Source organism: Paenibacillus sp. FSL R7-0210 (genome assembly GCF_038009085.1).
GTDB classification, from domain to species: domain Bacteria; phylum Bacillota; class Bacilli; order Paenibacillales; family Paenibacillaceae; genus Paenibacillus_AQ; species Paenibacillus_AQ silagei.
The window spans coordinates 2,355,377-2,381,087 of sequence record NZ_JBBPAR010000001.1; the positions used below are offsets into that span (position 1 = coordinate 2,355,377).

A 25,711-nucleotide genomic window follows, 5' to 3' on the forward strand; every position below is an offset into this window, starting at 1 on the left:
GTGTACTTGCGCAGAAGGATGTAATCTTGTAAAAAATTGCTCTTCTAAATCGACATCGCATACTGCCTGGGCGTTGCCCCTACAATTTTCAAGAAAGCCTTGGTAAAATGGCTTTGGTCATAATAACCTGCCTCTGCCGCGATATCAACGATAGGACGTTGCTTCGCCAGCTGGATTTTGGCATGATTGATGCGCAGCAGGTTTTGATAGGCGTGAGGGGGCAGATGGCTCCCTTTCTTGAAGAGCCGGATCAGATGAAAGCGGCTGATTCCGGCTTCCTGTTCCAATTGCTCAAGCGTGACCTGTCCGGTAAAATTCGCCTGTAAGTAGTCTTTGATCCGCTTCACGTATTTTTGCTCCTGAACACCTGATGAACCTGTGTGCCCCAGGTCATTCTCGTTAGGGTCAACCAAAGCTTGCACCAGTTCAATGAGAGCCGTCTCGGTTTCAAGCGGAGTACCGCTGCCTGCGAGCGCACCCATCGTATGATTTAATCGTTTGCGGCACGCTTCATTCTTGCCTCCGCCCAGCAAGAACGGGATGTGCAGCCGATTAAGCTCCCCCGGTCCAAGCTTGTGCAGCCAGTCGGGGTGGATAAACAACATCTTATAGCGCCATTCCACGTCCGGTGCCGGATGGCAGGCATGCAGCATCATCGGCGGAAAACTGATCATCCTACCCGCTTCCACCTGAATCTGTTCACCGTCGCACCAAGCGTTCGTGTGGCCTGCATCTATGAGCCCGACCGAATATTCTTCGTGAAAATGTCTATGGTAGGCTAGATCGTCCGCCGTACAGTGCTTCCCCTCCAGAAAGGGAAGCGCTTCATCCCGGTAAAACGTAACTTCAGGCATGACTACAGTTCCTTCGTCATAAAACTGCTATTCGGATCCGGGATATAATCTGCAAACGGCTCACAATACGTGAAGCCGAAATCTTCATACAGCTTGCGTGCGGGGATGAATGAATCCATGGAGCCAGTCTCCAGACTGATCCGTTTATATCCGCGGCTTATGGCTACTTCAATAATATGAGCAAGAATTTTTCTGGCTACACCTTTGCGCAAATGCCTTTTAGCGGTCCGCATCGATTTGAGCTCAGCATGTTCTTTGTCCAATTCCTTGATCGCCCCGCAGCCCAGAAGCTCTTCATCCTCCCAAGCGCACCAGAACGTAATTTCCGGCTGCTTCAGCCCGTCCAGATTAAGGGCATGAATGCTCTCCGGGGGAGAGTCCTCTGCCATTCCTTGCAGATGTTCTGCAATTAATCCAATCACTTGTGCCCCGCTCAAATCATCTACAAGAATTTTCACTGCAACCACTCCTACGTTAATGTTAAGTATGAATTATACCTGTTAATCTTCTGTATTTCATATTACTCCCATGGCAGGTTTTCTGACAACATCTAAAATAAAAAAGCCGCTAAAATAGCGGCTTCAATGGGACTATAAATGCTTAACCTTACCACTCCGCAATGCTGCCGTCGCGGTGCCGCCATACCGGATTTCTCCAGCGGTGGCCGTCCTCTGCCATCTTCCGCACATACTCCTCGTTCACAGTAATGCCAAGGCCCGGTCCGGAAGGAATATGGACATGCCCGTCACTGTAGGCAAAGACGGACGGATCAGTGATATAATCCAGCAGGTCATTTCCCTGATTATAATGGATGCCCAGGCTTTGTTCTTGAATGACTGCATTGTAAGACGTTGCATCCACCTGAAGACAGGCGGCCAGAGCAATCGGCCCAAGCGGGCAGTGTGGCGCGACTGCGACGTCGAATGCCTCGGCCATGGCGAAGATTTTCTTGCATTCCGTGATCCCTCCTGCATGAGACAAGTCGGGCTGAATAATGTCAACCACCCCGTCCTTCAGCAGATTTTTGAATTCCCAGCGCGAGTACATGCGCTCACCCGTGGCGATCGGAGTGCTGGTATGATGTGCAATCTCCCGCAGGACCTCGTTGTTCTCCGGCAGCACCGGCTCTTCTATGAACATCAGGCGGTAGGGGTCCAGCTCTCTGGCCAGTCCGCGTGCCATCGGTTTGTGAAGCCGTCCGTGAAAATCAACAGCAATTCCGAACTCTGGTCCGCAGGCCTCCCTAATGGCGGCGACCCGCTCGACGATAGAATAAATCTTGTCATGAGTATCAATGAACTGCATCTCTTCGGAGGCATTCATCTTAATCGCCGTGAAACCAGCAGCCTTCTTCTCCAGAGCCGCCTTGACAACATCGATGGGGCGGTCTCCGCCTACCCAGGAGTACACCCGCATGGAATTGCGGCAAGCGCCGCCCAGCAGCTGGTACACAGGCGCATTGTAGATTTTCCCTTTAATATCCCATAACGCCTGATCGATCCCCGCTATCGCACTCATCAGAATAGCCCCGCCACGATAGAATCCTCCCCGGTACATGAGCTGCCATAGATCTTCAATCCGCTGGGGGTCCTGCCCAATCAAATAGTCCATCAGCTCTTCTACCGCAGTCTGCACCGTATGTGCCTTGCCTTCGACCACTGGCTCCCCCCAGCCGGATATCCCTTCATCGGTTTCAATCTTCAGAAACAGCCAGCGGGGAGGAACGATAAAGGTCTCAAATCCGGTGATTTTCATAGTTTTTTTGCTCCTTTGGTGTTGTTCATTCTGGCCTTGCGGACTTCCTCGGCGAAATAGCGGGCCCTCTCTGTGATCTTCCCATAGTCGCCCTGCTCCACTGCTTCCCGGTCGACGAGAGCGCTTCCAAGACCGACGGCAACAGCTCCGGCGGCAATGAAGGCTCCTACATTCGCAAGGGTCACGCCTCCTGTCGGCATCATCCGGATGTGGCCAAGGGGCCCCTGCAGTTCCTTGATGTAGGAGGCACCGAGTGAACCGCCCGGGAAGACCTTAAGCAGGTCTGCGCCCGCTTCATGTCCTCTGACTGCTTCGGTCGGTGTCATTACACCTGGAATCGAGATTCGCCCGTGCTGTAAGGTCAGTTCTACAATCGCCTCATTCAAATTGGGGGAGAAAATAAAATCGGCTCCTGCCGCGATTGCCTGCTCGGCCTGCGCCAGCTTAAATACAGTCCCCGCCCCCACTAGCAGGCTATCTCCGTATTTCGCCTTCATGTCTGCGATCAGCCTGTATACTTCCGGGGTATCGGCTGTAATCTCCAGCGCTCCGACTCCACCGTCTGCCAGTGCCGCAGCAATGTGCTCCACCCGTTCAGGTGCAGGTCTGCGAATAACGGCAACCAGCCCGGAGGTTATCAGCTGCTCAATCTGTCTATCTTTGTCCATGTCCTTACTCCTCCTCGGGAATGCCCTCACTTACCGGATAATATCCTCCATGCCGGTTCCCCCGGCCAAGAGAAGTTCCACATCCTGCCGGGCCGGGAGACCTTCAACGTCGCCGCTTACCCCGACAACAATGGAACCGACAGCATTGCCGCGCCGCACAGCAGAAGGCAGCTCCTCTCCCTGGAGCAAACCGCTTATAAAGCCTGCGGCAAAACCGTCACCGGCACCCATCGGATCAATGAGTCTCTTCACGGGAAACCCGGACTCAGTTCCAGAGATTCGTCCGTTACTGTAATAAGCCCCGTCCGCGCCGAGCTTGATAACGGCAGCACCGGCCCCGGCTTTCAGCAATCGGTCTGCGATCTCTGCAGGATCACTGCAGCCTGTCAGGAACTGTCCCTCCTCCATACCGGGGAGCACGTAGTCGGCAAGAGCCGCGATTTCGTTAAGAACACGATAAGCCTCTTCTCTGTTCCACAGCTTCCAGCGGATATTGGGATCAAATACAATGGTTGTACCGTGTTTTTTGGCCGCTTCCAGGGCCCGAAAGGTTAATCTCCTGCACTCATGGCTAAGCGCCGGAGTAATACCCGTAACATGCAGGATGCGGGCACCTCCAACATAAGCCTCATTAAGCTCCTCCGCTTGCATCAGGCTGGCCGCCGATTGTTTGCGGTAGTAGTACACCTGTATTTGGTCCGGGGATATTTGTTCTTTGAAGAACACTCCCGTCGGCGCTTCATCTGTAACTCTGACTTCGGAAGTATCAACGCCTTGTCCTCTTACGAACTGCCTGATATACCGTCCAAATGGATCATTTCCGAGCTTGCTGAACCAGCCTGTGGTATGCCCCATTCGGGCAAGTCCAATGGCCACATTGGTCTCAGCTCCTGCAACATGCTTGTGAAAACCATTCACATACTCCAGGGGAACCATCCGGTCCGGTGCCAGTAGCACCATGGTTTCCCCAAAGGTTACGACCTCCATTGCCCCTCCTCCTTCTGCTTCTTCACTAATTGTCTCCTAAAAAAGATCGTATCTTTATCATTTTTATTTCAATATAGATATGATCTTTACGGTATGATCATATTATCTTGCTCTTCGCCAGTCAATACTAAATCAATGGTCAGACGTATCTGTTTATTGTCACGAAGCTCATATGCTAGAATGAATGTATTCCAAGTCAAAGGGACGGCTAATTATGAAACAGAATAAACAAACCGCGTTTCAAGCGACAATAGAGCTTATGAAGCAGAAAATTATAGGTGGGGAATGGGCTCCAGGAGACCGGCTCCCTACTCTTCAGCAGCTGGCTGTTGATTTTTCGGTTAGTGTCACTACTGTACGTGAAGCGCTGCGGATATTAGAGAGTCAGGGGAATGTCAGCATTGAGCACGGGCGCGGGATGTATGTGCGGAATGATCCGCTGCTGCTGGATGATCCGGCGGTCGCCTTAGAGGAATTAGACAACATATCGATCGTGGATCTGCTGGAAGCCAGACTGCTCATTGAGCCTGAACTTGCCGCTTTAGCCGCGCAGCGGGCCGATCAGGATCAGATCCGCCGGCTGCGGGTACTGGCAGATCGTATGGTGCAGCAAATGGAGGAAGGCGGCTCCTTCTTCGAGACCGACCTCGCCTTTCATCAGTTAATCGCCGAAGGGGCAGCCAATCCGGTGGTGGCGCGGATGCTCCATTCGATTCTTCCCTTGCTGGCCGAAGGACGCAAGCAGACCAATACGTTGCCCAATATGCGGACCAAGGCTTCCAATTACCATGTTCTGATCGCCATTGCCATCGAGGAACGGCAAAGCGAAACAGCACGGCAGCTAATGGAAAGCCATATTCAGAGTATGCTGACTACCCTTAAGCAGTAATTATCAAAGTAAATAAGAAGCAATATGTCCCGGTCCCCTATAAGAAAAAGACCTGTGCGGGGCACGGGTCTTTTTCTTCTTTACTAACACAGTTCAATCACTAACAGGTTGTGTCTAGTAGTTGGTTCAGTTCAAATGCTGACTCCACCTTGAATTATACAGTTTCGAGCTTGAGCCGGCTAAACTCCACTGTGCCCTGGCTAACGAAAACGGCAAGTTTACCATGTTGAATATCGTACATTCTGGCACTCAGCGCCACTTCCCCACCGACATAAATCTCGCAAATTGTATGATCGATAAACACCTTCAGCTCATACTCCTGATTCGGCATCAGCTTGAGTGGACGTTCCAGTTCCACATCGTAAGGAAAGGTTTTGCCCCCCTCCTCCGTTTGTATTATCGGTCCACGAAAGGTAATCCGGCTTCGTTCGGGTTCCACCGTGATATAGTAGGCAATATCCAGACCCTTATCTGCCCTTAGCATGATCCCCAGACCCTGAGTCATCTCCGAGAAACGAACGGTTGCAGAAATTTTGCACAAGTCAGGCAGCTCCTCCTGTGAGATACAACCTGCAAAGGCATACGGAGATTCGCAGAGCAGCACATCGTCCGTGATCGACCAATCTCCGATGATTCCCTCAAACTTCGCAGGTACCTGTTCAGCAAAAGCAGAGTCAACCGTTTCCGGAACCTTCACGCCTAATGTCCCATCCGGACGTTGAATAATTTCATGCACAATTATATTGCCGCCCCAATCCCAGGTGTCATAATCTTTGCCTGGAGCTTTGGGCGGGTTCCAGCCGAACAGGTCGTCATCCTTCGTTGGATTCCAGCCGAATAGATAACGCTTCTGCCCATCCGATACCGACTTGGCCGCATAATAAGCCCGTCCATCAAATGCTTCTTCCTGCGGTGTAATCCACGGTCCGTTCAAGGAACGACTCATCCGGTAAAAGGTGCCGAAACGCCCTGTATATGAAGAATAGATCAGGTACCACCAGTCCCCCATCTGGAACAGGTCAGGGCATTCATGCGCTCCCACATGCAGCTTCGGTGCATAGAGCGGTTCCCGGTACTCCCAATGCTTGAGATCCTTGGACGACAGCAGACCGGTACAGCCTTTACGGTTAGTCGGTCCTTTGGCCAGTGCGGCGATCAGCATCCAGTATTGTCCTTCTTCTTCATTCCAGAACACAAAGGGATCACGCCAGTCCGCCAGCTCATAAATTTCGCCGTCCGGACCAAAAGTGTCTTCAGGAATCGGCTCCCATGTTCGCAGATCCTTGCTAACGGCATGGCAGGCAAACTGTTTCCCTTCGGGAAAGATACAGTAGAACATGTGATAGACATCGTCCACTTTGAGAATATGTCCGGTCCCGCCTTCGATTTTGCAGGCTCCTTCTTCCCGGTAATTCACAAAATCTTTCGTGCCAAGAAGATGCCAGCCCTGATCAAGACCTTCGCGGTAATTGTCTCTCCACCCGTGCAGATAAAACAGTTTAAACTCTCCATCTTCATAGTAAGGAATTACATCCCCCACCCAAGCGTTGTCTGGACGATAAAAAAATTCTTTCATTAATAATTTCTCCCTCTTCTTTAAGTATGATGATACTCGGTATAAAGCAGAGAAAGCCGGAGTCATGGCGAAGGCGGACATCACCTTGCCTCCCCGGCTTTTCCTTCGCCATTATTGATTGACTGTATCCAGCAACAGCGAGATGATTTGCGCGCTTTCCGCACGATTTACGGTTTCATGTGGCATGAATAACTGGTTGCCGCGCCCGGTAACTAATCCGAGCTCCTGTAAGGCAGCCACTGCATCTACAGCCCATGCACTAATCGTACCGGCATCTTTGAAATTACTCCTTTGACCGAAGACAGGATTCTGCCCTGTATGAAACAAATACGCCTTGTGGATCATGGATGCCATTTCTTCACGGCTTATGGTTTCCTCAGGTGCAAAGGTATCTGTGCTTTTCCCCGTTAAAATCCCCGCTTCGTATGCTGCGGCAACGGAGGAAGCATACCATTTCGTAGATTCCACATCCTTGAATGCAGTGGAGTTCGTCCCTATTATTCCAAGTGCCCGGGTGATCAGGGAAGCGAACTCCGCTCTGCTTACTTTTTGCTTCGGTGCGAAATCCGTCTCACTCACGCCCAGGACAATTTGCTTCGCTGCCATCCTTTTGATAACATCATGGGCCCAATAAGAGGCATTCACATCTTCAAAGGTTTTGTCATAGGTAAGGACGGCAAATTTACTGAAATGGTTCACTTGTGCATTCCATTTACCGTCTGAATAGCTTCCGCCCCTATACTCCACTCTGCCGTCCGCAGCGATGTTATAGATACCCGTCAGATCCTGGCGGGAATTCTCTTTTGCACTCAGCCTGATGGTGACCGGTTTGGAGAATTTCTCAAGTGTAAGCATCGTTCCATCGGCTTTTAGAATAGCCAATTTGAAGTCATAGACCTCTCCTATTGCGGAGATGTCCGCATGATTCTTTTTTCCGGCTTGTGCAAGCAGCTCTTTACTTTGCTCTGAAGATAATGCATCCATTTCAATAGAGATTTTCGACTGCCCAAGCTCGCTGTCAGTAACCAGCGCCTGTAACCCCTTTAATACCTCTGCAGGAACTTCGATTTCCACATCTGTGTTCTTAACTTTCAGAGCATTCTTGCCGTCATTAGCCGCCATAGTCACAGGAAATAGCACCTGCCGCTCGCCCTTTGCCAGTTCGAATGCCAAATTGCCCTGACTCTCCGGTTTGCCTACCGGAACCACCGGCTTCCCCGGAAGATTGCTTGGAACGGCTGTGTCAGTCGGGTTGGCCGGACCGGCTGGTTCACTTGGATGGGCTGGATCTGGCGGATCAGTTGGATCAGTCGGGTTATTCGGATTCACCGGATGCTGCACCTTAACCGGTACATTGAAATCATCGACATTAATATGTCCGAACCCGCCTGTGGATTGGTCAACCACCTTAATATAGAGCTCCTCGCCGATATACTGCGAAGCATCCCAGATCTTCCGCTGATACTCCTCATAGTTGGTCGCAGTCTCTTTGAATAGCTCTTTGCCGTCCGATGCCCGGACCAGCGCAACATACAGCTTATCGATATCACGCCCGCCGCTGACCAGGAAGTTGAGCTTGCCGTTCCCGCCAAGGATGAAATTCTGCGATTTCAGCGTTCCCGTCAAGCTGTCACCGCCGGCCGCCTCGTTGAAGCCCCACAAATGATATCCTCCCGGAATTTTATGCGACGGATTGAAGTAGATCGTGTCCCAGAAGAACTTGGCATCGGTCACATGGACATCCTGGAAGGCATCTCCTTCCGTAATCCAGCCTGTTAAGTCTCCTGTAGCAAAATCGTGGTTAGGCAGATCCGTAATATCGGTGTATACAGAGTTGTCCCAGTTGTCAGGCACGTCAACGGGAGCAGCCGGTTCACCCGTCAAAGCATTCATATTCCATACTTCCATCGACTTGACTGTAATATCGTTGTCGGCCCAAACTTGCAAGCCCAAGGAATCGTATTTTCCCACGTAGACGCGGGTTGTCAGTTTTTTCTTGTAATTTGCAAAGGCTTCGACAACAGAGCGGTCCAGGAAAATATGCAGCTTCAGGTTCTCTCCGTCCAGATCCACGTATCCGCCTTGAATGCCGTCCACGCGCACATCCGGATCAATACTGCTCTTGGTCCGGTCCACATTGAAGGTCCCGTTCGCCTTATCATAGTAAATCAGCGTTTCTTCCTGGCCGTTATCGGAGCGCCGTACCTTAAGACCGAATTTCTGGGCTTCGCCCGGATCAATTTCCATCACAATCTCCAGCATGTCGCCTTTGACACTCCGGATCAATTGATTGGCGGCAGCCAAATTCTCGTCCGTGAAATCAACCACCTTATCTCCCCGGAGACTCTGCAATTCCTCAATGGGCTCAATGCGCAATTCATCATGCTCATCCAGGCTCAGGGAAACCGGCAATGCCAGATTATGAGCCCATCCAGCCTGATATTCAGCCTGCGGCGTTCTTACATTTTGCACCATAGAGTATACGACCGTTCTGCCGTCAGGTGTAACCATCCCGCTCTCTGCGGTCAAATATCCATCTCCCACATCCATTTTGGAAGGCGCGTCCTGATCAGGTATAAACTTGAAATTATTTCTATCCCAGGTTCCAATCCAGTAAAAGACTTCAACATCTCTTTGCACATCGTCAGCTGGAGGAACCTGCTCTGGCTTCTCATGGGGATTAACCATGAAAATGTATTTTTGTTGTCCTGTACTGTCCTCACCTATCGGCAATAATACCGGCAGCTCCCATACCGTACCAAGCTCCGGATAAAGATTTCTGTCACTAACGTATAAAGGCCCCTTATACTCCCAGTTGTACATATCGTCAGACACATACACCAGAGCTGTACCGCTGCTGAAGTCTTGAAGACCGGATGTCACCAGCTGATACCACTTGTCGGTCTCTTGGTCATACCATACAAACGGGTCACGGAACTCATTATGGATGCCATTGCCGTTCTGCTCCGTTACCGGCTCAGGGTATTTCACCCATTGCTCCAAATTAGGGTCCGACAGATCAGCTGGAGTCGCCAGGCCCGTTCTTTGATTTGGTGACAAAGAGTCATTGCCGGCAGTATAGAACAGGACAGGATTGCCGTCACGGTCATACGCTGCGCTGCCTGACCACGCACCGTCAGGATCAAGCGTGCCCGCTTCTGGCGAAAGTGCAGGTCTCACATTTTCCCAATGCACCATATCGTCACTCACCCAATGTCCCCAGTGGATCTGATGCCAGAATGGACCTTGCGGGTTATGCTGATAAAATAAATGATACTTGCCGTTATAGTAAATCGGTGCATGCGCTTCATTCATCCAGTTTTGCGGAGGCATCGCATGGTACTGCGGACGGTGCTGATCACCGTCAAACACACTGGGATCCTCGTCAATGTCACCATTTGGAATTTCCGGAACCGCGCCGCCGTGAAGCGCTTTCACATTCTTATACTCAGCAAGGATCTCTTGACCCGTGAGCGCTTTGTTCTGCAGCTTCACTTCATCTATAAGTCCGCTGAACATATTATAGGAGAACAATCCCGCAAACTCTGCAGATTTATTGTTTTTTCCGATAATCAGCTTTTCCGTAGAAGGGGTTATCGGAACGTTGACAGGAGTTGCCCCAGAAGCCACTTCCTGACCATTTAGATATAATTTAATGATTCCGTCCGTTTTGTCGAACGTAGCTGCTACGTAATTCCATTTATACTTTTCGAGTGGATGGTCTTTGACCCATACCTGAATCCACTGTCCGCCAATGCCGACCTGCATTGACCATTCGCCGTGCCGGTACATCCCCAAAGCGAAACCTTCGGTCTTATCCTGATCAGACTGGTTCACGATAGCAGACAGCTTGTTTCCGTCTCCCCATTCATAGCTGCGTGGAGCGACCCAAGCCTCAAGCGTTAACGCGTCACTTACTGGAATGGCATCCTTTGCATTAACCTCGATATCATTAGAGTATCCATCGAATAGCAAGGCGCCGCCTTTGACTCCGCGCGGAGTCCATCTTGGATCTTTGGAGTCCATATATCTGGCGTTATTAAATACGTAGTTTACATCATGCTCAAGATTGCTCACTTGCTCAAGCGCCTTTTTTCCTGCGCCTTCATCCAGGTTCATGTAGAAAATGGTTCCCGTACTATTCGCTTGAAAAGCGTCAACGGAGATGCGGGCTTGATCAGATTGATCTATAACTTTGATATACAGACTCTTGTTGTAGTGCTTCTGCATTTTCCAGGAAATTTTCTCATTCGCACTGACTACAGCAGTTTTCTCAAGCAACGCATTAGTGCTGGCATCATATAATGCGACATAGGCCTCCTGAGGATTAACGATATCTACAACAGTGAAGTTTATTGTCCCGGTCCCTCGAAGTGTAAAGATATTGGAGGTAATCGAACCCTGTCCTTCCAAAGTGGACTTGGCATAATAGTTACCTTCTTTACCAGCTTGGGCATCATTGTCCACTTGAAAAGCGTTGCCCTGAGCAGTCCAGCTCTCTAAATTTCCGGTTTCAAAGCTGTGATTCTGGATTTCGGTCGGCATAATGTTATCCGCCATAACTCCTTCTTCCGGTACAAGCTCATTGAAGGTGTGGAAGGCGTCCGCAAAGATTACTCCCCAATCCGCGTGACCATTATCCACGATCTCCACATACAGCTTCTTTCCGATATACTTGGAGAGATCGGCTTTATACTGCTCCATATTCGCAAGTCTCAGGCCCTGTGCCGGATCCGGGAACCCGGACTCGTTAAATTCGGTGTTGCCATACCTGGAAATTAGTTCACCTGTGTCCGCATTGATAACGTTCACATACACTTGATCCGTATGCTTGCCTCCGCCCAGTCTGAAGGTAATCCAGCCTGTTCCGCCCAGCTCGAAGGTGCTGGACCGAAGCTTACCTGTTGCGCTCTCGTTATACTTCAATCCATTTAAATGATAAGTGCCTTCCTGGTTATACGGGATTTGTTCAACCCAATAGGTGGTTTCGTCTGACACGCTGTTAGGTCCAAACGCTTCGCCTTCTACAACCGTCCAGCCTGTTAAGTTCCCGGTTTCAAAGCCAGGATTCTCAATTTGGTAGCGTTTGAAATCCGGCTTGATATCTGTGGCGGTAATTCCTTCCGCAGGCTCGGATTCATGGTACATGAAGAAGGCGTCCGCAAATACCACTCCCCAATCCGAGGTAGCATTGTCGATGATCTCTACATACAGCTTTTGGCCCAGATATTCGGAAAGATCCGCCTTATATTGCTCCATATTGGCAAGCCGCAAGCCTTGTGCGGGGTTCGGGAAGCCGACATCGGCAAAAGCGCTATTGCCATACCTCGCAATCACTTGTCCCGATTCAGCCTCCACGACATTGATATAAGCCTTGTTTGGATTTTTGGCACCGCCAAGCTTGAAGCTGATCCATCCGCTGCCGCCGAGCTCGAAAATGCTGGAACGAAGCACACCGGTCGCAGCTTCGTCATGTTTCCAGCCGTTTAGATGATAAGCCCCTTCCTGATTGTACGGGATTTGTTCCGCCCACCAGGTGGATTCACTCGATACACTGTCCTGGCCGAACGCTTGGCCTCTGACAACGGTCCAGCCTGATATATCCCCGGTTTCAAATCCGTGATTCTGGATTTGATAGACTGTATCCGTAACTGACAACCCCTCGTCAGCCTGGGTAATTGAATAGACCGCATCCGTAACCGACAATCCTGCGTCAGCCTTAGGGGTGAATGTCTCCCGAGTGCCTACTCCAGCTCCGGCTGCAGCCGAGATTCCGGGAGCTACAAGCTGAAGAACCATCACCCCTGCAACCATTCTGGAGATCCATGCTTTGTTTCTTTTGGCTTCTTTCATCAACGAGCCTCCTTCATCATTTCTTATTCATGAAATCATTCATACGTATTTTTGAAATGACTCTCCGGATACAAGGATGCATAGTCATGAAGTAAGAGAGACGTGAATGAAGCGGTTTCATATCGAGGGAGCAAAGTGGCTTAAGTGTTTGTTGCATTATCCATGGTATAGTAAGGAGCGCCTAGGCGCTCCCATTACCATATAGACTGCATATCCCATATTTCCATGGACTTAACCAGCGGTTCCCCATCGCCCCAGATCTCAAGTCCCAGAGCATCCTTGCGGCTCGGATACACCCGGGTGGTCAGACTTTTCAATCCGTTGGCATATGCTTCGACCATAGAGCGGTCCAAATAGATGTGCAGCTTCAGATTCTCTCCTAACAATTCCAGCTTGCCTCCTTGAATCCCGCTACACTTTTCACCCGGGTGCAGTGTCGTTTTCGTGCGGTCCACAAGGAACTTAGCTTCATTACAGTCATAAACCAGCAGTGTCTCTTCTTCCCCATCCGGTGTACACCGGACTTTGATTCCGAGTTGTCCGGCATTGCCCGGCTCCAGTTCCAGCTGAATCTCAAGCATGTCGCCTTGTACATCCCCCAGTAGCAGATTAGCTTCAGCCAACGACTTGTCTTGGAGGGATAGCCGCTTGGTGCCCCGCAGCGACTCCAGTTCCTGAATCGGTTCTATTCCCAATCGCCCATCATCTCTTAAATACACGCTTAACGGCAAACCTCCGTTATGAGCCCAGCCCGATTTGTATTCCATCTCTGACGTACGGTCCCCTTGGGCAATTGTGAACACAATATTTCTGCCCGTTTTCGGATCAACCATGCCGCTCGGACCGGTAAAATGGAAATCACCAACATCTATCAGTTGCGGTTCTTCTTGATCCGGAATAAATGACAGCTCATCCTTCTCCAGCTGCCCGATCCAATAGAATACCTCAACATCGGCACCCTTTCCTACAGGACTAACCAGCAGAAGATGCTTGCTGTCCCCTTTGTTGTCAGTGCCTAAGGGAAGAAGTACAGGCAATTCCCAGATGGGGCCAAGATAAGGGAACTTCTGAATATCCGCCTGATAGAAAGGACCTTTATACGTCCAATTCAGCATATCCTGCGAGGCAAATGCTAATGCTGCCCCGCCTTCGCCCTCAATTCCCGATCCTACCAGGGCATACCAGCCGTCCTCATCCTTCCACACGAACGGGTCCCGGAAATCTCCGAATGCGCCCATCCCCTTCTGCTGCACGATGAGCGGCTCCGGGTGTTTAATCCACGTAATGAGATCCGGGTCTCCGTCCTGCGGATAAGTGCTACGGGCAAGTGCAACCCTCTGATTCGGTGAAGCACTATCATTGCCTGCTGTAAAGAACAGAACCGGCAGCCCCTCTGCATCATAAGCCGCACTTCCCGACCAGATCCCATCCGGGGCGAGCTGATCCCTCTCAGGCGCCAGCGCTACAGGGAGATCACGCCAATGCACCAGATCTTCACTCACCCAATGTCCCCAGTGGATATGATGAAAGTACGGTCCTTGCGGATTGTGCTGATAGAACAAATGATATTGCCCGTCAAAATATATTGGCGCATGAGGCTCGTTCATCCAATGTGCCGGAGGGCTGACATGATACTGCGGCCTGTGCCGGTCCTTAAGCAGAGGTATACGATCCAGCTTAATGTCGTCATAATTCAACTTCGGCCGGACGCCTCCATGTGCGGAATCCAACACTTCCTGATAAAAAGCTGCTGCTTCTTCGTTACTCAGGGCACGGTTATAAATCTTCATCTCATCCATGATCCCGCTGAACATATGAAGGCTGAACACTTCGGCAAGCCTGCTGCCGTGATTATTCCTGCCGATGAACAAATCCGTGTCCATCGCCTCCGCTATGCGGGAACCGCGGGGCACAGCAGCCGATGTGATTTCGGTGCCGTTCAGCAGCAGCTTGATTTCACCCGCTTCTCCATCGAATACGGCGTTCACATAAGACCACTCATTCTTGGGAAGTTCATAACCATCCGGCGCCCAGATTTCCTTCCATTCTCCTCCCTCAAGCCCGATTTGGAAGGACCAGGAGCCATGACGGAACATGCCGAGCAGATATCCCTGCCTAGTCTTGTTATTGTAGCGGTTCACTATGGCAGCCAGTTTGCCTTCATGTCCCCACTCATAGGTGCGCGGGGCAATCCATACTCCAATGCTGAGAGCCGATAGAAATTCCGGCTCTCCGTTACGCTCTTCTCCGTGGACAGAATGAGCAATATACGTTGAGTAACCATCGAAGAGGAGAGCACTTCCTGCTACTCCCTGTCTCCACGGCGGAGTACAAGGGTCGGTAAACTCCGCATTATTGAATACATAATGAATCTCATCTACCGTCTTAGTGACGCTCTCCATAGCGCTTGCTCCGCTTCCTTCATCGAAAGCCCAATGCATCATTAGTCCCCGGTCACCTTCATGGCCGCTCATTCGTCATTCCTCCCTTGAGACTGCCTTGTACTAACACTTGGAATCTGAATGGACTTCAGCGTATGGATTTGAAGCGAGTTCAGAACAGCCTGTCCTGATTGTGTGCTTACCTGGATATTCTCAATCGGAGCATCCGGGAAAATCTGATCGGTTAGCACAACCAGACCATTAGCTGCATAAACTTCAACTGCATTGCGATCCAGCCAGATGTGCAGCTTAAGCTTGCCGTTCGCAGCGGCCAGCCTGGCACCGTGACGGCTTGCGAACGCCGGGTGGAAATCCGTCAGACCACTTTTTGAACGGTCCGTGAACAGCCATTCCTGAGCAGGGTCATATCCGATAATAATTTCGCTCTGCTGTCCGACAGATTGCAGATGGATATATACCGCGTCCCCGGATAGGATATCAATCTCTCCTTCAATTTCTAACAGATCACTATTCATCTGCTGTCTAAAAGGAGTCGCCGGCGTAATTGTGATATCGTTCCAGCTCATAGATTCATTCCGCAGCTGCTCTATTTCCCGGACAGGCATTTGGCTCAGCACGACACTTCCGTCCTTACTGGTCAGGGACATGGCACGGGGCAAAGTCATCGCACCTCTCCAGGAGCCGGTAGGCGTCTCGTTGGCATATTTCCAGTTGCTCATCCATCCGATGATTACGCGGCGTCCGTCCTGCTCCGGAATATCGGACCAGGTAACTCCCGCATAATTATCTCTTCCATAGTCAAGCCACAGTATATGATCCGCAGGATTGTCATTGATGAACGTCTTTCCATCGAACTCTCCAATAAAATATTGTGTGCGCGATCCCTCCGGACAATTGGGATGATCTCCGATGCTGATGATCAGCACCCATTTCGAACGCCCGGTGTCATCCACCGGCAGTTGAAACAGATCAGGGCATTCCCAGACGCCGTCATGTGATCCTTCTTCTCTACCGAATTCACCGGTCAGCGACCATTCACGCAGATTCTCGGATGCGTAGAACCGGGCATGATCTCCAGCGACAATCACCATAATCCACCGTTCACTTTCCGCATGCCAGAACACCTTGGGGTCCCGGAAGTCTATCAGTTCTTCCTCGGCCAGCACCGGATTTCCGTTATATTTATGCCAGTTCATGCCCTTATCGCTGCTGTAAGCCAGGCTCTGCCGCTGGCGCGGCTGCCCTGTATCCGGATGGTGATCGGCATGCGTAAAGATCGCGACAAGTCCATCCGAATCTTCAAATAAGCCGCTGCTGTTATTCCAATCCACTACACAGCATCCCGAAAAGATTGCTCCGTGCTCATCCGGAAATAGAGCAATAGGCGCGTGCTCCCATTGAATCAGGTCTTCACTGACAGCATGGCCCCAGTGCATTGGTCCCCATTTATTATCGTAAGGATGATGCTGATAGAATAGATGATAGCTTCCCTCATAATAGACTAATCCGTTCGGGTCATTGGCCCAGCTGGAGGGTGGTGAAAAGTGAAACCCTGGTCTGAATTGCTCATCATTATTGTGGTTCCCAGACTCTATCATCTGGTTAATCTCTTCTGTCGTCGGCATAGAACCAAGAGCCCCCTTTCGTGTGGTTACTAGCGCTCCGCCGGCATTGGCAAAAATCAGCATACTGGTAATTTGCTGGTTGGTCAGCTCCTGCAGGGAACTTCCGCTTTCTAAAAGCTTGTATAACAAACAGCCTAGAAAAGCATCGCCTGCTCCTGTCGTGTCGATTGCTTTGACCTTAAAGCCCGGCACATATCCATCCTGACCAGCCAACCGGTAATAGCAGCCTTTTTCCGCTAAAGTGACGACGAGGAGTCCGATGTCATATTGCTGCTGGAGTTCTTGTACGCCTTTTTCAAGATTGCTGCTGCCAGTAACAAAAGCTAGCTCTTCTTCCGAGATTTTCAACACATCGGCATAATTCATCCCCCAGAGAATATTCTGTCTGGCCTCCTCCTTACTCTCCCATAACGCAAACCGGATGTTAGGATCAAACGACAGTAGAACCCCTGCTTCCTTCGCTCTGCGGACTGCCGTCCGGGTTGCCGTGCGGGCAGGCTCATGGGTCATGGACAGCGAGCCGAAATGCAGCACCTGACAAGCTTCAATCTGCCCCAGCGGAACATCCTGCGCGTGTAAGAAGGTATCTGCCCCCGGCTTCCGGATGAAGCTGAAAGAGCGGTCCCCCTGGTCATCCAGGTGAACAAAGGCCAATGTTGTACTCGCTTCATTGGTAACCGACACCCCTGTTACATCTACCCCGTTATTATGCAGTGCATTTTGCAGCAATGAACCGAAGGGGTCTTCCCCAACTTTGCTGATCAGTGCTGATCTGGCACCCAGACGTGAGAGTGCTGCGGCTACGTTTGCCGGAGCCCCCCCTGGATTGCATTCAAACAGCCCGTTACCTCCTGCTGTCTGGCCTGCCGGTGTAAAGTCTATCAACACTTCTCCTATTGCGATGACATCAAGCACAGTTTCTCCCCCACCTAACTTCTATTTATTTTTTCAGATTTGCATTATATCGATCCAACCCTTTTTGGTAGATCTCCATCAGTTCATTCAGGCCCATCTTGTCCAGTGTTTTAATGTAGTTGTCCCAAGCCTTATCTGCGCCGCCCTCTACAATGAATCTTCCTCTTTGGGTATTTACATATTTAATCAGCTCTGGCTCGATCTTGTTGATGGTGTCCAGTTCTTCCGGCTCGAAGAAGATACTCGGATAGTTTTCCTTTTCCATATATGGATTGTAATATTGCTCGAGATCTTTAGCGCGCTGCTGAGCCCGGGGTTCCATGTCCACCACTTTACCGAAGTCATCGATAGTAATGACACCAGGTGCGCCCGATCCCGGAGCAACCTTCTGGCGGAATTCACCTGCTGAGGCTCCTTCAGGAAGCGGTAAATTCACCAGTTTTCCGTTTTCGTCCTTCTTGTACACGACATCCAGCGGTCCCCAGTGGATTTGAGCAGCCATGTAAGGCTCATACTGCTGGTCAATCCAGCGCATGGTGATTTCCGGATTGCTGTCCGCTTTGGTAATGGCAAACGACCCTCGGCCTGGACCTCCGCCATTCGCGCGTCCAATCGTTTGCTCTCCATTCGCGCCTTTGAGCGGAGATAAGAGTACATAATCCTTGGCACGTTCGGTTCCGACAACTTCTTCGACTTCCCACCAGATATAAGATCCCAGTGTCTCATCTGTCGTTTTGCCTTTGGCCAGATACTGTGCAGCATCCTGGGTGAAGGATTCCGGATCAATCAGGCCCTGCTTATACCATTTTTCATGGAAATAATTCAGGGCTTCCTTATATTCAGGCTGAGTTGCGGTGAAAATGACTTTTCCTTCACGGACGACACGGTGCTCCAGATTATCCGGGAGACCAAAGGCCCCGAATAGTCCGGCAATATCCATGCACCACTGCATATGCATGAAGCTTAACGGGATTTCATCCTGCTTGCCGTTGCCGTTCGGATCTTTTGTTTTGAAGGCAAGCAGCGCTTCCGTGTATTCATCCAGCGTTTCCGGTACTTTTAGGCCCAGCTTATCCAGCCAGCTTTTATTAATGACGTGGAAGAAAGGGTTGGTTCCAAGATTGTTTTCTTCCCAGGACGGCAGCCCGTAGATATGCCCATCCGGCGCTGTGATCGATGATTTGATATCAGGACGGCGATCCAGAAGCGCTTTCAGGTTAGGTGCATACTGATCAATTAAATCCTCCAGCGGAATAAGTGTTCCATCTTTACCGTAATTGATCAGCTCGTAATCAGTGAATCCGGCGGCATAGAAGGCATCCGGCAAATCGCCACTTGCAAGCAGCAGGTTTTTCTTTTCTGTATAATCGGTATCCGGGATGTTCTCCCAATCAATCTTCACATTGGTTTCCTGCTCCAGCCGCTTGAAGATTTCCATCTCTGAGAACTCTGGTGCCAGGGCCGCCTTCGGGGCTACCATTCTTAACGACACGGGTTTGTTTACAACAGGAAGACCAGTTGCATTGAAATTGTCTTTCTGATTGGAATTCTCCGCCTGATTGTTTGTCCCGTTACCGTTACCCGAACATCCGCTCAGCGCAAACGCTCCGGCCAATACCAGAATCCCCGCATTTTTAAATAAAGAACTCATTTTCGATAACCTCCCTTTTGTTCATTCCGCCTGCTAATTACTCCTGTTTTGGTTTCACCTATTGCTCTGAATATGCGGTGCATCCCCCCTTTCAAGTACCGCGTCAGAGTACTATCCTTTGATGGAGCCGATCATTACGCCTTTAACAAAGTACTTCTGGAGGAAAGGATACAAAATCAGCAGCGGAAGACTGGATACCATGATGACCCCGTATTTGATCAGCTCTGTCACACGCATCTTGGCGGCATAGGATTCCACATCGATCATCATGCCGGAGTTGACCTGATTCTGGACAAGGATGTTGCGCAGCACTAATTGCAGCGGATACTTGCTCTCATCGTTCAGATAGATCAAGGCATCGAAGAAACCGTTCCAGAAGCCGACCACATGGTAGAGCACCATTACTGCCAGGATGGACTTGGACAACGGCAGAACGATACTCCAGAAGAATCTGGTGTTGGAACACCCGTCAATGGAAGCCGCTTCCCACATTTCGTCTGGTATGGATGACTGGAAAAAGGTTCTTACAATAATGACGTTAAAAACACCGCCTGCCCCGGGAATGACCAGCGCCCACATCGTATTCAGCAGGTGCAGATCCTTAATCAGCAGATAAGTGGGAATCAGCCCGCCGCTGAAAAACATGGTCACCAGCAAAAACCACATAATCACAGACTTCCCGGCCAGATCCTTCCGGGCTAACGGATAGGCTGCAAATACCGTCACGGCTACTCCAATTAATGTTCCCAGCGTTGCATAAAGAATGGAGTTGCCATATCCGATCCAAATGGAGGAGTCACTGAATATCCGTTCATAACCGTCCAGTGTGAAGCCTTTCGGGAATAGCCAGACCTCACCGGAGTAAATGTAATTGGGGTCACTGAATGAGGCAACCAGTACAAAATACAATGGATACAGTACTAGCAGCATAATAATGGTCAACAGAATGTAGTTGATGATGTCAAACCATACATCCCCTCTGCTCTTTCGCTTCACTAATTGATTCATCATCATTTCCTCCTTACCACAGACTGGTCTCTGTCATCTTTTTAGCGATCCGGTTAACGGTGAAGATCAGGATAATATTAATAAGGGAGTTGAACAGGCCGACTGCCGTAGAAAAACTGTATTGGGCCTTCTGAATCCCCATCTCATATACATAGGTAGGGATAATATTGGAGGTGGCGTAGTTTAGATCACTCTGCATCAAAAACGCCTTTTCAAAACCGATACTCATAATGTTGCCCAATGCGAGAATCAGCAGGATAACGATCGTCGGCAGGATGCTGGGAATATCTACATACCAGACACGCTTCCATTTGCTCGCTCCATCCATAATGGCCGCTTCATGCAGCTCGGGATTGACTCCCGCAAGTGCAGCAAGATAGATAATTGTGGCGAAGCCTGTTTCCTGCCAGATTCCTGATAAAATATACAAGGGACGGAACCAACCCTCATCAGCCATGAAGAGAATAGGCTGTCCGCCAAACGAGGTAATTATATGATTCACGATTCCGCTGTTTGGAGACAAAAAAACATTGAGCATGCCAACGAGTACTACAGTAGAGATAAAGTGAGGCGCGTAAATCACGGTCTGTACAAATTTCTTATAGGACTTGCCCAGCATCTGATTCAGCATAATTGCGATGATGATTGGAGCCGGGAAGCCAAATAACAGTGAAAGAAAACTGAGTGAGAGCGTGTTTGTGATAATGGTCCAGAAGTTATAGGAATCAAAGAAATCTACAAAGTGCTGAAATCCTACCCATTCACTTCCCCAGATCCCCTGGCTGGGTGAGAAATCCTTAAATGCAATTTGCACCCCATACATCGGATAGTACTTAAATACGAGGTAAAGAATAATGATTGGCAGTAAAAACAGGTACAGTTCGTAATCGCGTTTGAACCTGCTCCACGGTTTGCGTTTTGGTTGGATCATGGAATGATCCACACGGTTGGTTGTTGAATTCACGCATATTCTCCCTTTCGTGTGCAAATAATTTTTTTGAAACGTTTCCAATTTAAATTTAGAAAAACTCAGTCGGTAGATCTCTATCAAGTACTTCATAAAAATCAATATTGAAACGTTTCCAATTTAGAGTGAAAAACATCAGTTCATAGAGTGCATCCACAGAATAAGCTGAAGTTTTTCGATTAAAGGGATCATGTCGTTTCACCTTGTTTGAATTTAACAGGGATACGATACACTTGTTTATCTAAGGGAATGCCTTCAATCTTGTTATAGAGCAGTCTAATTGTCATACGTGCCATCTCTTCTACCGGTTGCCTGATTGTAGATAGAATAGGATGAAAATAAGGGTTATCCTGAATACCGTCATAACCGATGACCTTCACATCCTCTGGTATACGAATACCCTTCCTGCGTGCTTTGTCAATATAGCTGGCAGCCAGCATATCGGTAATGGCAAAAATTCCATCTACATCGCCATGCTCGTTGAGGAACTCGTGAATATAGGCATTGTCATCTACTATTGGATCCGGCTTCTCATAGATCACATAATCGATACCCAAAGCCTCCGCTTCATGGATAAATCCTTGCCTGCGGTTCATGGTTTCGCTGAAAACGGAAGTAACACTCCCCATAAAAGCCGGTTTCCTGGCTCCTGCTCTCACCAGCTCCCTTAAAGCAAGACGTCCTCCCTCAAAATTATCTGAGGTCACACAGGTAATCTTCTTGTTAAAGTGCCTGTCGATGCTTACAATCGGAATGTTGTTGCTCACATTATTCTCGATATCGTTATAAGTTATGCCCACAATCCCCGCCACTTTGTTCTGCCGGAGCATTTCCAGATAGTACAGCTCCTTCTCAGGCTTACCTCCGCTATTACATAACATAAGCTTAAAGCCTTCCCGATCCAGCTCATCCTCAATGTAATAAGCCAATTCAGAAAAGAATGGATTCCAGATGCTCGGAAGCAGTAGAGCTACCATCTTGGATTTCTGCATCTTGAAATTCCGGGCCACTTCATTAGGGAAGTAATTCAGTTCTTGTATCGCTTCCTCCACTTTTTTGCGTGTCTTGGGTTTAACAGCGCCAGAGTTGTTAATGACTCTGGATACGGTTCCTACAGCAACGCCTGCTAAGTTTGCAACATCTTTAATACTTGTCATATAACACCTCCGAACTCTCTCTGGAAAATATAATATCACCAAAATGGAAACGTTTCAATATTTATTTTGGAAACGTTTCAAAAGGAGGGCGAGTCACGAGTGCAGACACACATCGGGGCTGTCTTGCTCCCAGGAATAATGCTGTAGACTGACAAGCTTCAGTTCTTTTGAAGCCGCCATGTCCAATTTCAATGTTGCATAATGATTGTTTACTAATTTTATTGCATTAATTGTGATTCTGATCATAGTTACTATTCAAAAACCTAAATATACTGAAAACACTATAATTACATTTTTATCATTTATATCCAATTTGGAGATCTGTGAACAAGGATGTAGTTGTAAATTTCACGAAAGGGGTCTTGCCCTCTCCACACTTCCCTCCGTACATTAAGGTTGTTCGCCGCCTTAGTCCTTGCACCCCAGATCGCAGCTTGAGTAAGTACACAGGCTTGATAAAGGATGATTATAAGAACCCGGCACAACTTAAAACCAACCAATTTGATCGGAGGAGTATTAAATATGAAAAAGACTGTAGCTTCACTTCTTGCAGGTATTGTAGCACTTGGATCCTTTGCCTCGGTGGGCACTGCGGCTGAAAACAATGAGCAGAATAATCCCATAGAGCTCTTCTCAGGCTCTTCCCCTATTTCAATTACGGACCAAGCCTGGAAAGCCCCGGCAGGCTCCGCTTCTGAGGACAAAGTATGGGGATATCTTGAGAATGTTAAAGGGAACCTGCATCTTTCGGCTAAGGAGGATGTCCGGGAGAAATTCAAAATTACAGAGCAAAAAACAAACAGCAGGACCGGCAGCCAGCATTACCGGTTAAGCCAGTATATCTCGGGGATACCGGTATATGGAGCCGATCAGACCCTGCATATCGACAAAACGGGCAACGTTACCTCCCTGCTGGGAAGTGTAGTTGAAGATGTATACCAGACCATTCCGCAGCCGCTGATTCAACTCCAAACCATATCCGGAGCAGAGGCCATTCTGGCAGCCAGCCAGGATGCCACGCTGGAACATGGACCGCTAGGTGAGCCGCAAATAACTCCTACAGCGGATTTGTATTATTTTATCGTTGACGGAGAACCTAAATTAGCCTATAAAACGGAAGTGAACGTGCTGGAACCCGAGCCTTTGCGGATACGGTACTTCATTTCTGCGGAGAATGGCAGCGTACTGTTCAAATATAACATCTTAGAGAACCTGACGGGTACGGGCACTGGAGTGTTTGGAGATACCAAAACGTTCGAGACACGCCTCTCGGGTTCAACCTACCAGCTCTATGACAGCACCCGCGGCAAGGGCATTGTGACCTATACCGCCAAGAACAAGACTTCTCTTCCGGGGACGCTCTTAACCAGCACTAACAATGTCTGGACAGACAAAGCCGCGGTTGATGCCCACACCTATGCTGAGAGAACCTATGATTATTATCTCCAGCATTTCGGCCGCAACAGCCTGGACAACAACGGACTGCAGATCCGTTCGACCGTTCATTACTACACTTCCTATAACAACGCATTTTGGAATGGTGCGCAAATTGTTTTCGGTGATGGGGATGGATCTACCTTTACACTGCTGTCCGGTGATTTGGACGTGGTCGGCCATGAGCTGACGCACGGTGTGACTGAGAAAACATCCAATCTTGAATACTACGGAGAACCGGGGGCACTTAATGAGTCCTTCTCCGACATCATCGGAAATTCAATTGAAGGTGCGAACTGGCTGATCGGTGATAAAATATATACACCGGGTGTAGCGGGTGACGCACTCCGCTCACTAGCTAATCCGCCATTGTACGGCCAGCCTGACAAATACAGCGACCGTTATACCGGCTCGGCAGACGAAGGTGGTGTGCATACGAATAGCGGCATCAATAATAAAGCTTTCTATCTGGCTGCTCAAGGCGGTACGTTTAACGGTGTAACAGTCACAGGCATTGGCCGTGAGGATGCCGTTCAAATCTATTACAATGCACTTGTATATTATCTTACAACCTCCTCCAACTTCTCTGCTGCACGTACAGCCATCATTCAATCGGCCACTGAATTGTTTGGAGCAGGCTCGGCTCAAGTAACTGCTGTAACCAAAGCTTACAATGCGGTAGGCGTCTACTAAAACAGAATAACAGGCCAATGATCCTGAGGATCATTGGCCTGTATGATGTAAATCAACAATAATAAGCTCTGGATTGATTTACTGAATGGCTCTGTAAATCATCTCAGACAAATCAATGGCCCATGCCGTGGCTATTTGTTGTTACTGTTGTGGACTGAAATAAAGTGACATCTTCGGCACTTGCGGCAGTCAAAATGGTTAATGAGCTAATCAGCAATACGGTTGTCAATAACAAAAGCTTCTTTTTCAACATTTTCATCATTGAACTCCCCTTCTAAAATATTTCGCATAATTGCATGATACTCTTGTAGCTGTGAAATATTGGCCTTAGCTCTAACAAGCTCATAAAAAGCAATAGCTTTTCTAAAACCTGCTCTATCAAATAGTTTACCACTTAATATGATATTTTCCAGTGTTAGGTTTATTGCAATGGCTGACTTCCCCCGTTTAAACCAATAAATTGATAGTAGATGAATATATTCTATGTAGTACCTAACATCTACAGCAGGTGAGGTATCATCAGGTTTCTCAATGTCACTTTGCAGTTCTTCCAATGCCCAGTCCACCTGGTAGTTGTATCTTAAAGCGGAGTCCAAGATATTTAGCAACCCGGCGGTCAACTCTTCCCTTGCACCCATCTTTAAAAATTTCACGTATTCAGGCAATACTTCCTCCTTTCCCTCAAGTAAGTCAAGAACGAAGGTGTTTGCTCTAGCTGTACTTTTGTAATATTCAATTTCTGCCAATGATTCCTCGTCATCAAGTTGAACCCAGCTCAAATTTGAATACTTTTCTATACACTGGCGGGCGTTTTTGTAATCCCCAAGTTTTTGGAGAGCAATGCCCTTCGCACAAAGACTAAACCCAAAGTAATACACTAGAGAACGCTTTAACCTTTGGGTCTCAGATCCCTTGGGGGCTGTAGCATGTATTACTGCGATCATCCCAATAATCTTATCAGAGATATCTATCATTGCTGTAAAATTGTCTAAGGTGAATGAAGCTTTTAGCATAGCTATTAAAGAGTCGGTATCCATACCATCAAGTTCCAACAACTCCTATTTCACTCCTTACAGACCATTTTATAGCAATAATAAGTCTTTTCCATCCTGTGGTCAATTAATTTGTTGGCTCTTAAATTGCCATTCGCTCCTCTCAACCGAAAAAAACTTGCAACTTGCGCAGGTTTCAAAGATTTCAATCTCCTGTCTCTTCAACTTCAATCTGCAAGCTCCAGATTTTCTCCAACTGCTGCCTTCACCTGACGTTATATTTAG

Annotated in this window: 16 protein-coding genes; 2 read left to right on the plus strand and 14 right to left on the minus strand. The window is 48.9% G+C overall.

Annotation, left to right across the window (positions count from 1 at the left end; genetic code table 11):
* Nucleotides 1-44: 44 nt before the first annotated feature.
* The 5 genes from MKY64_RS10335 to MKY64_RS10355 all read right to left on the minus strand — a co-directional run bounded on the left by MKY64_RS10335 (nt 45) and on the right by MKY64_RS10355 (nt 4,264).
* A complete protein-coding gene (locus MKY64_RS10335; RefSeq protein ID WP_340952710.1) occupies nt 45-854 on the minus strand; it encodes an AraC family transcriptional regulator in 810 nt (269 codons plus the stop codon).
* A gap of 2 nt (nt 855-856) precedes the next feature.
* A complete protein-coding gene (locus MKY64_RS10340; protein ID WP_036726785.1) occupies nt 857-1,312 on the minus strand; it encodes a GNAT family N-acetyltransferase in 456 nt (151 codons plus the stop codon).
* A gap of 148 nt (nt 1,313-1,460) precedes the next feature.
* Nucleotides 1,461-2,609, minus strand: a complete 1,149-nt coding sequence (gene dgoD / locus MKY64_RS10345) for a galactonate dehydratase (RefSeq protein WP_340952711.1) — start codon at nt 2,607-2,609, stop codon at nt 1,461-1,463.
* Nucleotides 2,606-3,277 (minus strand): bifunctional 4-hydroxy-2-oxoglutarate aldolase/2-dehydro-3-deoxy-phosphogluconate aldolase, encoded by a 672-nt coding sequence (locus MKY64_RS10350; protein ID WP_340952713.1) that lies wholly within the window; start codon nt 3,275-3,277, stop codon nt 2,606-2,608. The genes dgoD and MKY64_RS10350 overlap by 4 nt, the downstream gene beginning before the upstream one ends.
* A 30-nt stretch (nt 3,278-3,307) precedes the next feature.
* The gene (locus tag MKY64_RS10355) at nt 3,308-4,264 is read right to left on the minus strand and encodes a sugar kinase (RefSeq protein ID WP_340952715.1); all 957 of its coding nucleotides are present in this window, start codon (nt 4,262-4,264) and stop codon (nt 3,308-3,310) included.
* A gap of 214 nt (nt 4,265-4,478) precedes the next feature.
* Between MKY64_RS10355 and MKY64_RS10360 the strand changes: the two genes are divergently transcribed.
* On the plus strand, nt 4,479-5,153 hold the full coding sequence (locus MKY64_RS10360; protein WP_340952719.1) for a FadR/GntR family transcriptional regulator: 675 nt from the start codon (nt 4,479-4,481) through the stop codon (nt 5,151-5,153).
* A gap of 154 nt (nt 5,154-5,307) precedes the next feature.
* Here MKY64_RS10360 and MKY64_RS10365 read toward each other — a convergent pair whose 3' ends face one another.
* From MKY64_RS10365 to MKY64_RS10400, 8 genes are all read right to left on the minus strand, one after another.
* A complete protein-coding gene (locus MKY64_RS10365) occupies nt 5,308-6,729 on the minus strand; it encodes a glycoside hydrolase family 32 protein (RefSeq protein WP_340952721.1) in 1,422 nt (473 codons plus the stop codon).
* A gap of 111 nt (nt 6,730-6,840) precedes the next feature.
* The gene (locus tag MKY64_RS10370; protein ID WP_340952723.1) at nt 6,841-12,582 is read right to left on the minus strand and encodes an S-layer homology domain-containing protein; all 5,742 of its coding nucleotides are present in this window, start codon (nt 12,580-12,582) and stop codon (nt 6,841-6,843) included.
* 194 nt (nt 12,583-12,776) lie between these two features.
* Entirely contained in the window at nt 12,777-15,056 is a 2,280-nt protein-coding gene (locus MKY64_RS10375; protein WP_340952727.1) for a GH32 C-terminal domain-containing protein, read from the minus strand.
* Complete coding sequence (locus MKY64_RS10380) at nt 15,053-17,524, minus strand: PfkB family carbohydrate kinase (protein ID WP_340952730.1); 2,472 nt, start codon at nt 17,522-17,524, stop codon at nt 15,053-15,055. Before MKY64_RS10380 ends, MKY64_RS10375 begins: the two co-directional genes overlap by 4 nt.
* A gap of 25 nt (nt 17,525-17,549) precedes the next feature.
* Nucleotides 17,550-19,175, minus strand: coding sequence for an ABC transporter substrate-binding protein (locus tag MKY64_RS10385; protein WP_340952733.1), 1,626 nt, complete (start codon nt 19,173-19,175; stop codon nt 17,550-17,552).
* A gap of 111 nt (nt 19,176-19,286) precedes the next feature.
* Nucleotides 19,287-20,183, minus strand: coding sequence for a carbohydrate ABC transporter permease (locus MKY64_RS10390; RefSeq protein WP_209874147.1), 897 nt, complete (start codon nt 20,181-20,183; stop codon nt 19,287-19,289).
* 13 nt (nt 20,184-20,196) lie between these two features.
* Complete coding sequence (locus tag MKY64_RS10395; RefSeq protein ID WP_340958055.1) at nt 20,197-21,114, minus strand: ABC transporter permease; 918 nt, start codon at nt 21,112-21,114, stop codon at nt 20,197-20,199.
* Between the two features lie 224 nt (nt 21,115-21,338).
* Nucleotides 21,339-22,307 carry a LacI family DNA-binding transcriptional regulator gene (locus MKY64_RS10400; protein WP_209874150.1) on the minus strand — a complete coding sequence of 323 codons (969 nt, stop codon included), beginning with the start codon at nt 22,305-22,307 and terminating at the stop codon, nt 21,339-21,341.
* Between the two features lie 522 nt (nt 22,308-22,829).
* On the opposite strand from MKY64_RS10400, the gene MKY64_RS10405 reads away from it, so the two are divergent.
* Entirely contained in the window at nt 22,830-24,434 is a 1,605-nt protein-coding gene (locus MKY64_RS10405) for a M4 family metallopeptidase (protein WP_340952736.1), read from the plus strand.
* A 206-nt stretch (nt 24,435-24,640) separates the two neighbouring features.
* Here the strand turns inward: MKY64_RS10405 and MKY64_RS10410 are convergent, their stop codons facing one another.
* Complete coding sequence (locus tag MKY64_RS10410; protein WP_340952737.1) at nt 24,641-25,489, minus strand: hypothetical protein; 849 nt, start codon at nt 25,487-25,489, stop codon at nt 24,641-24,643.
* Between the last annotated feature and the right edge of the window lie 222 nt (nt 25,490-25,711).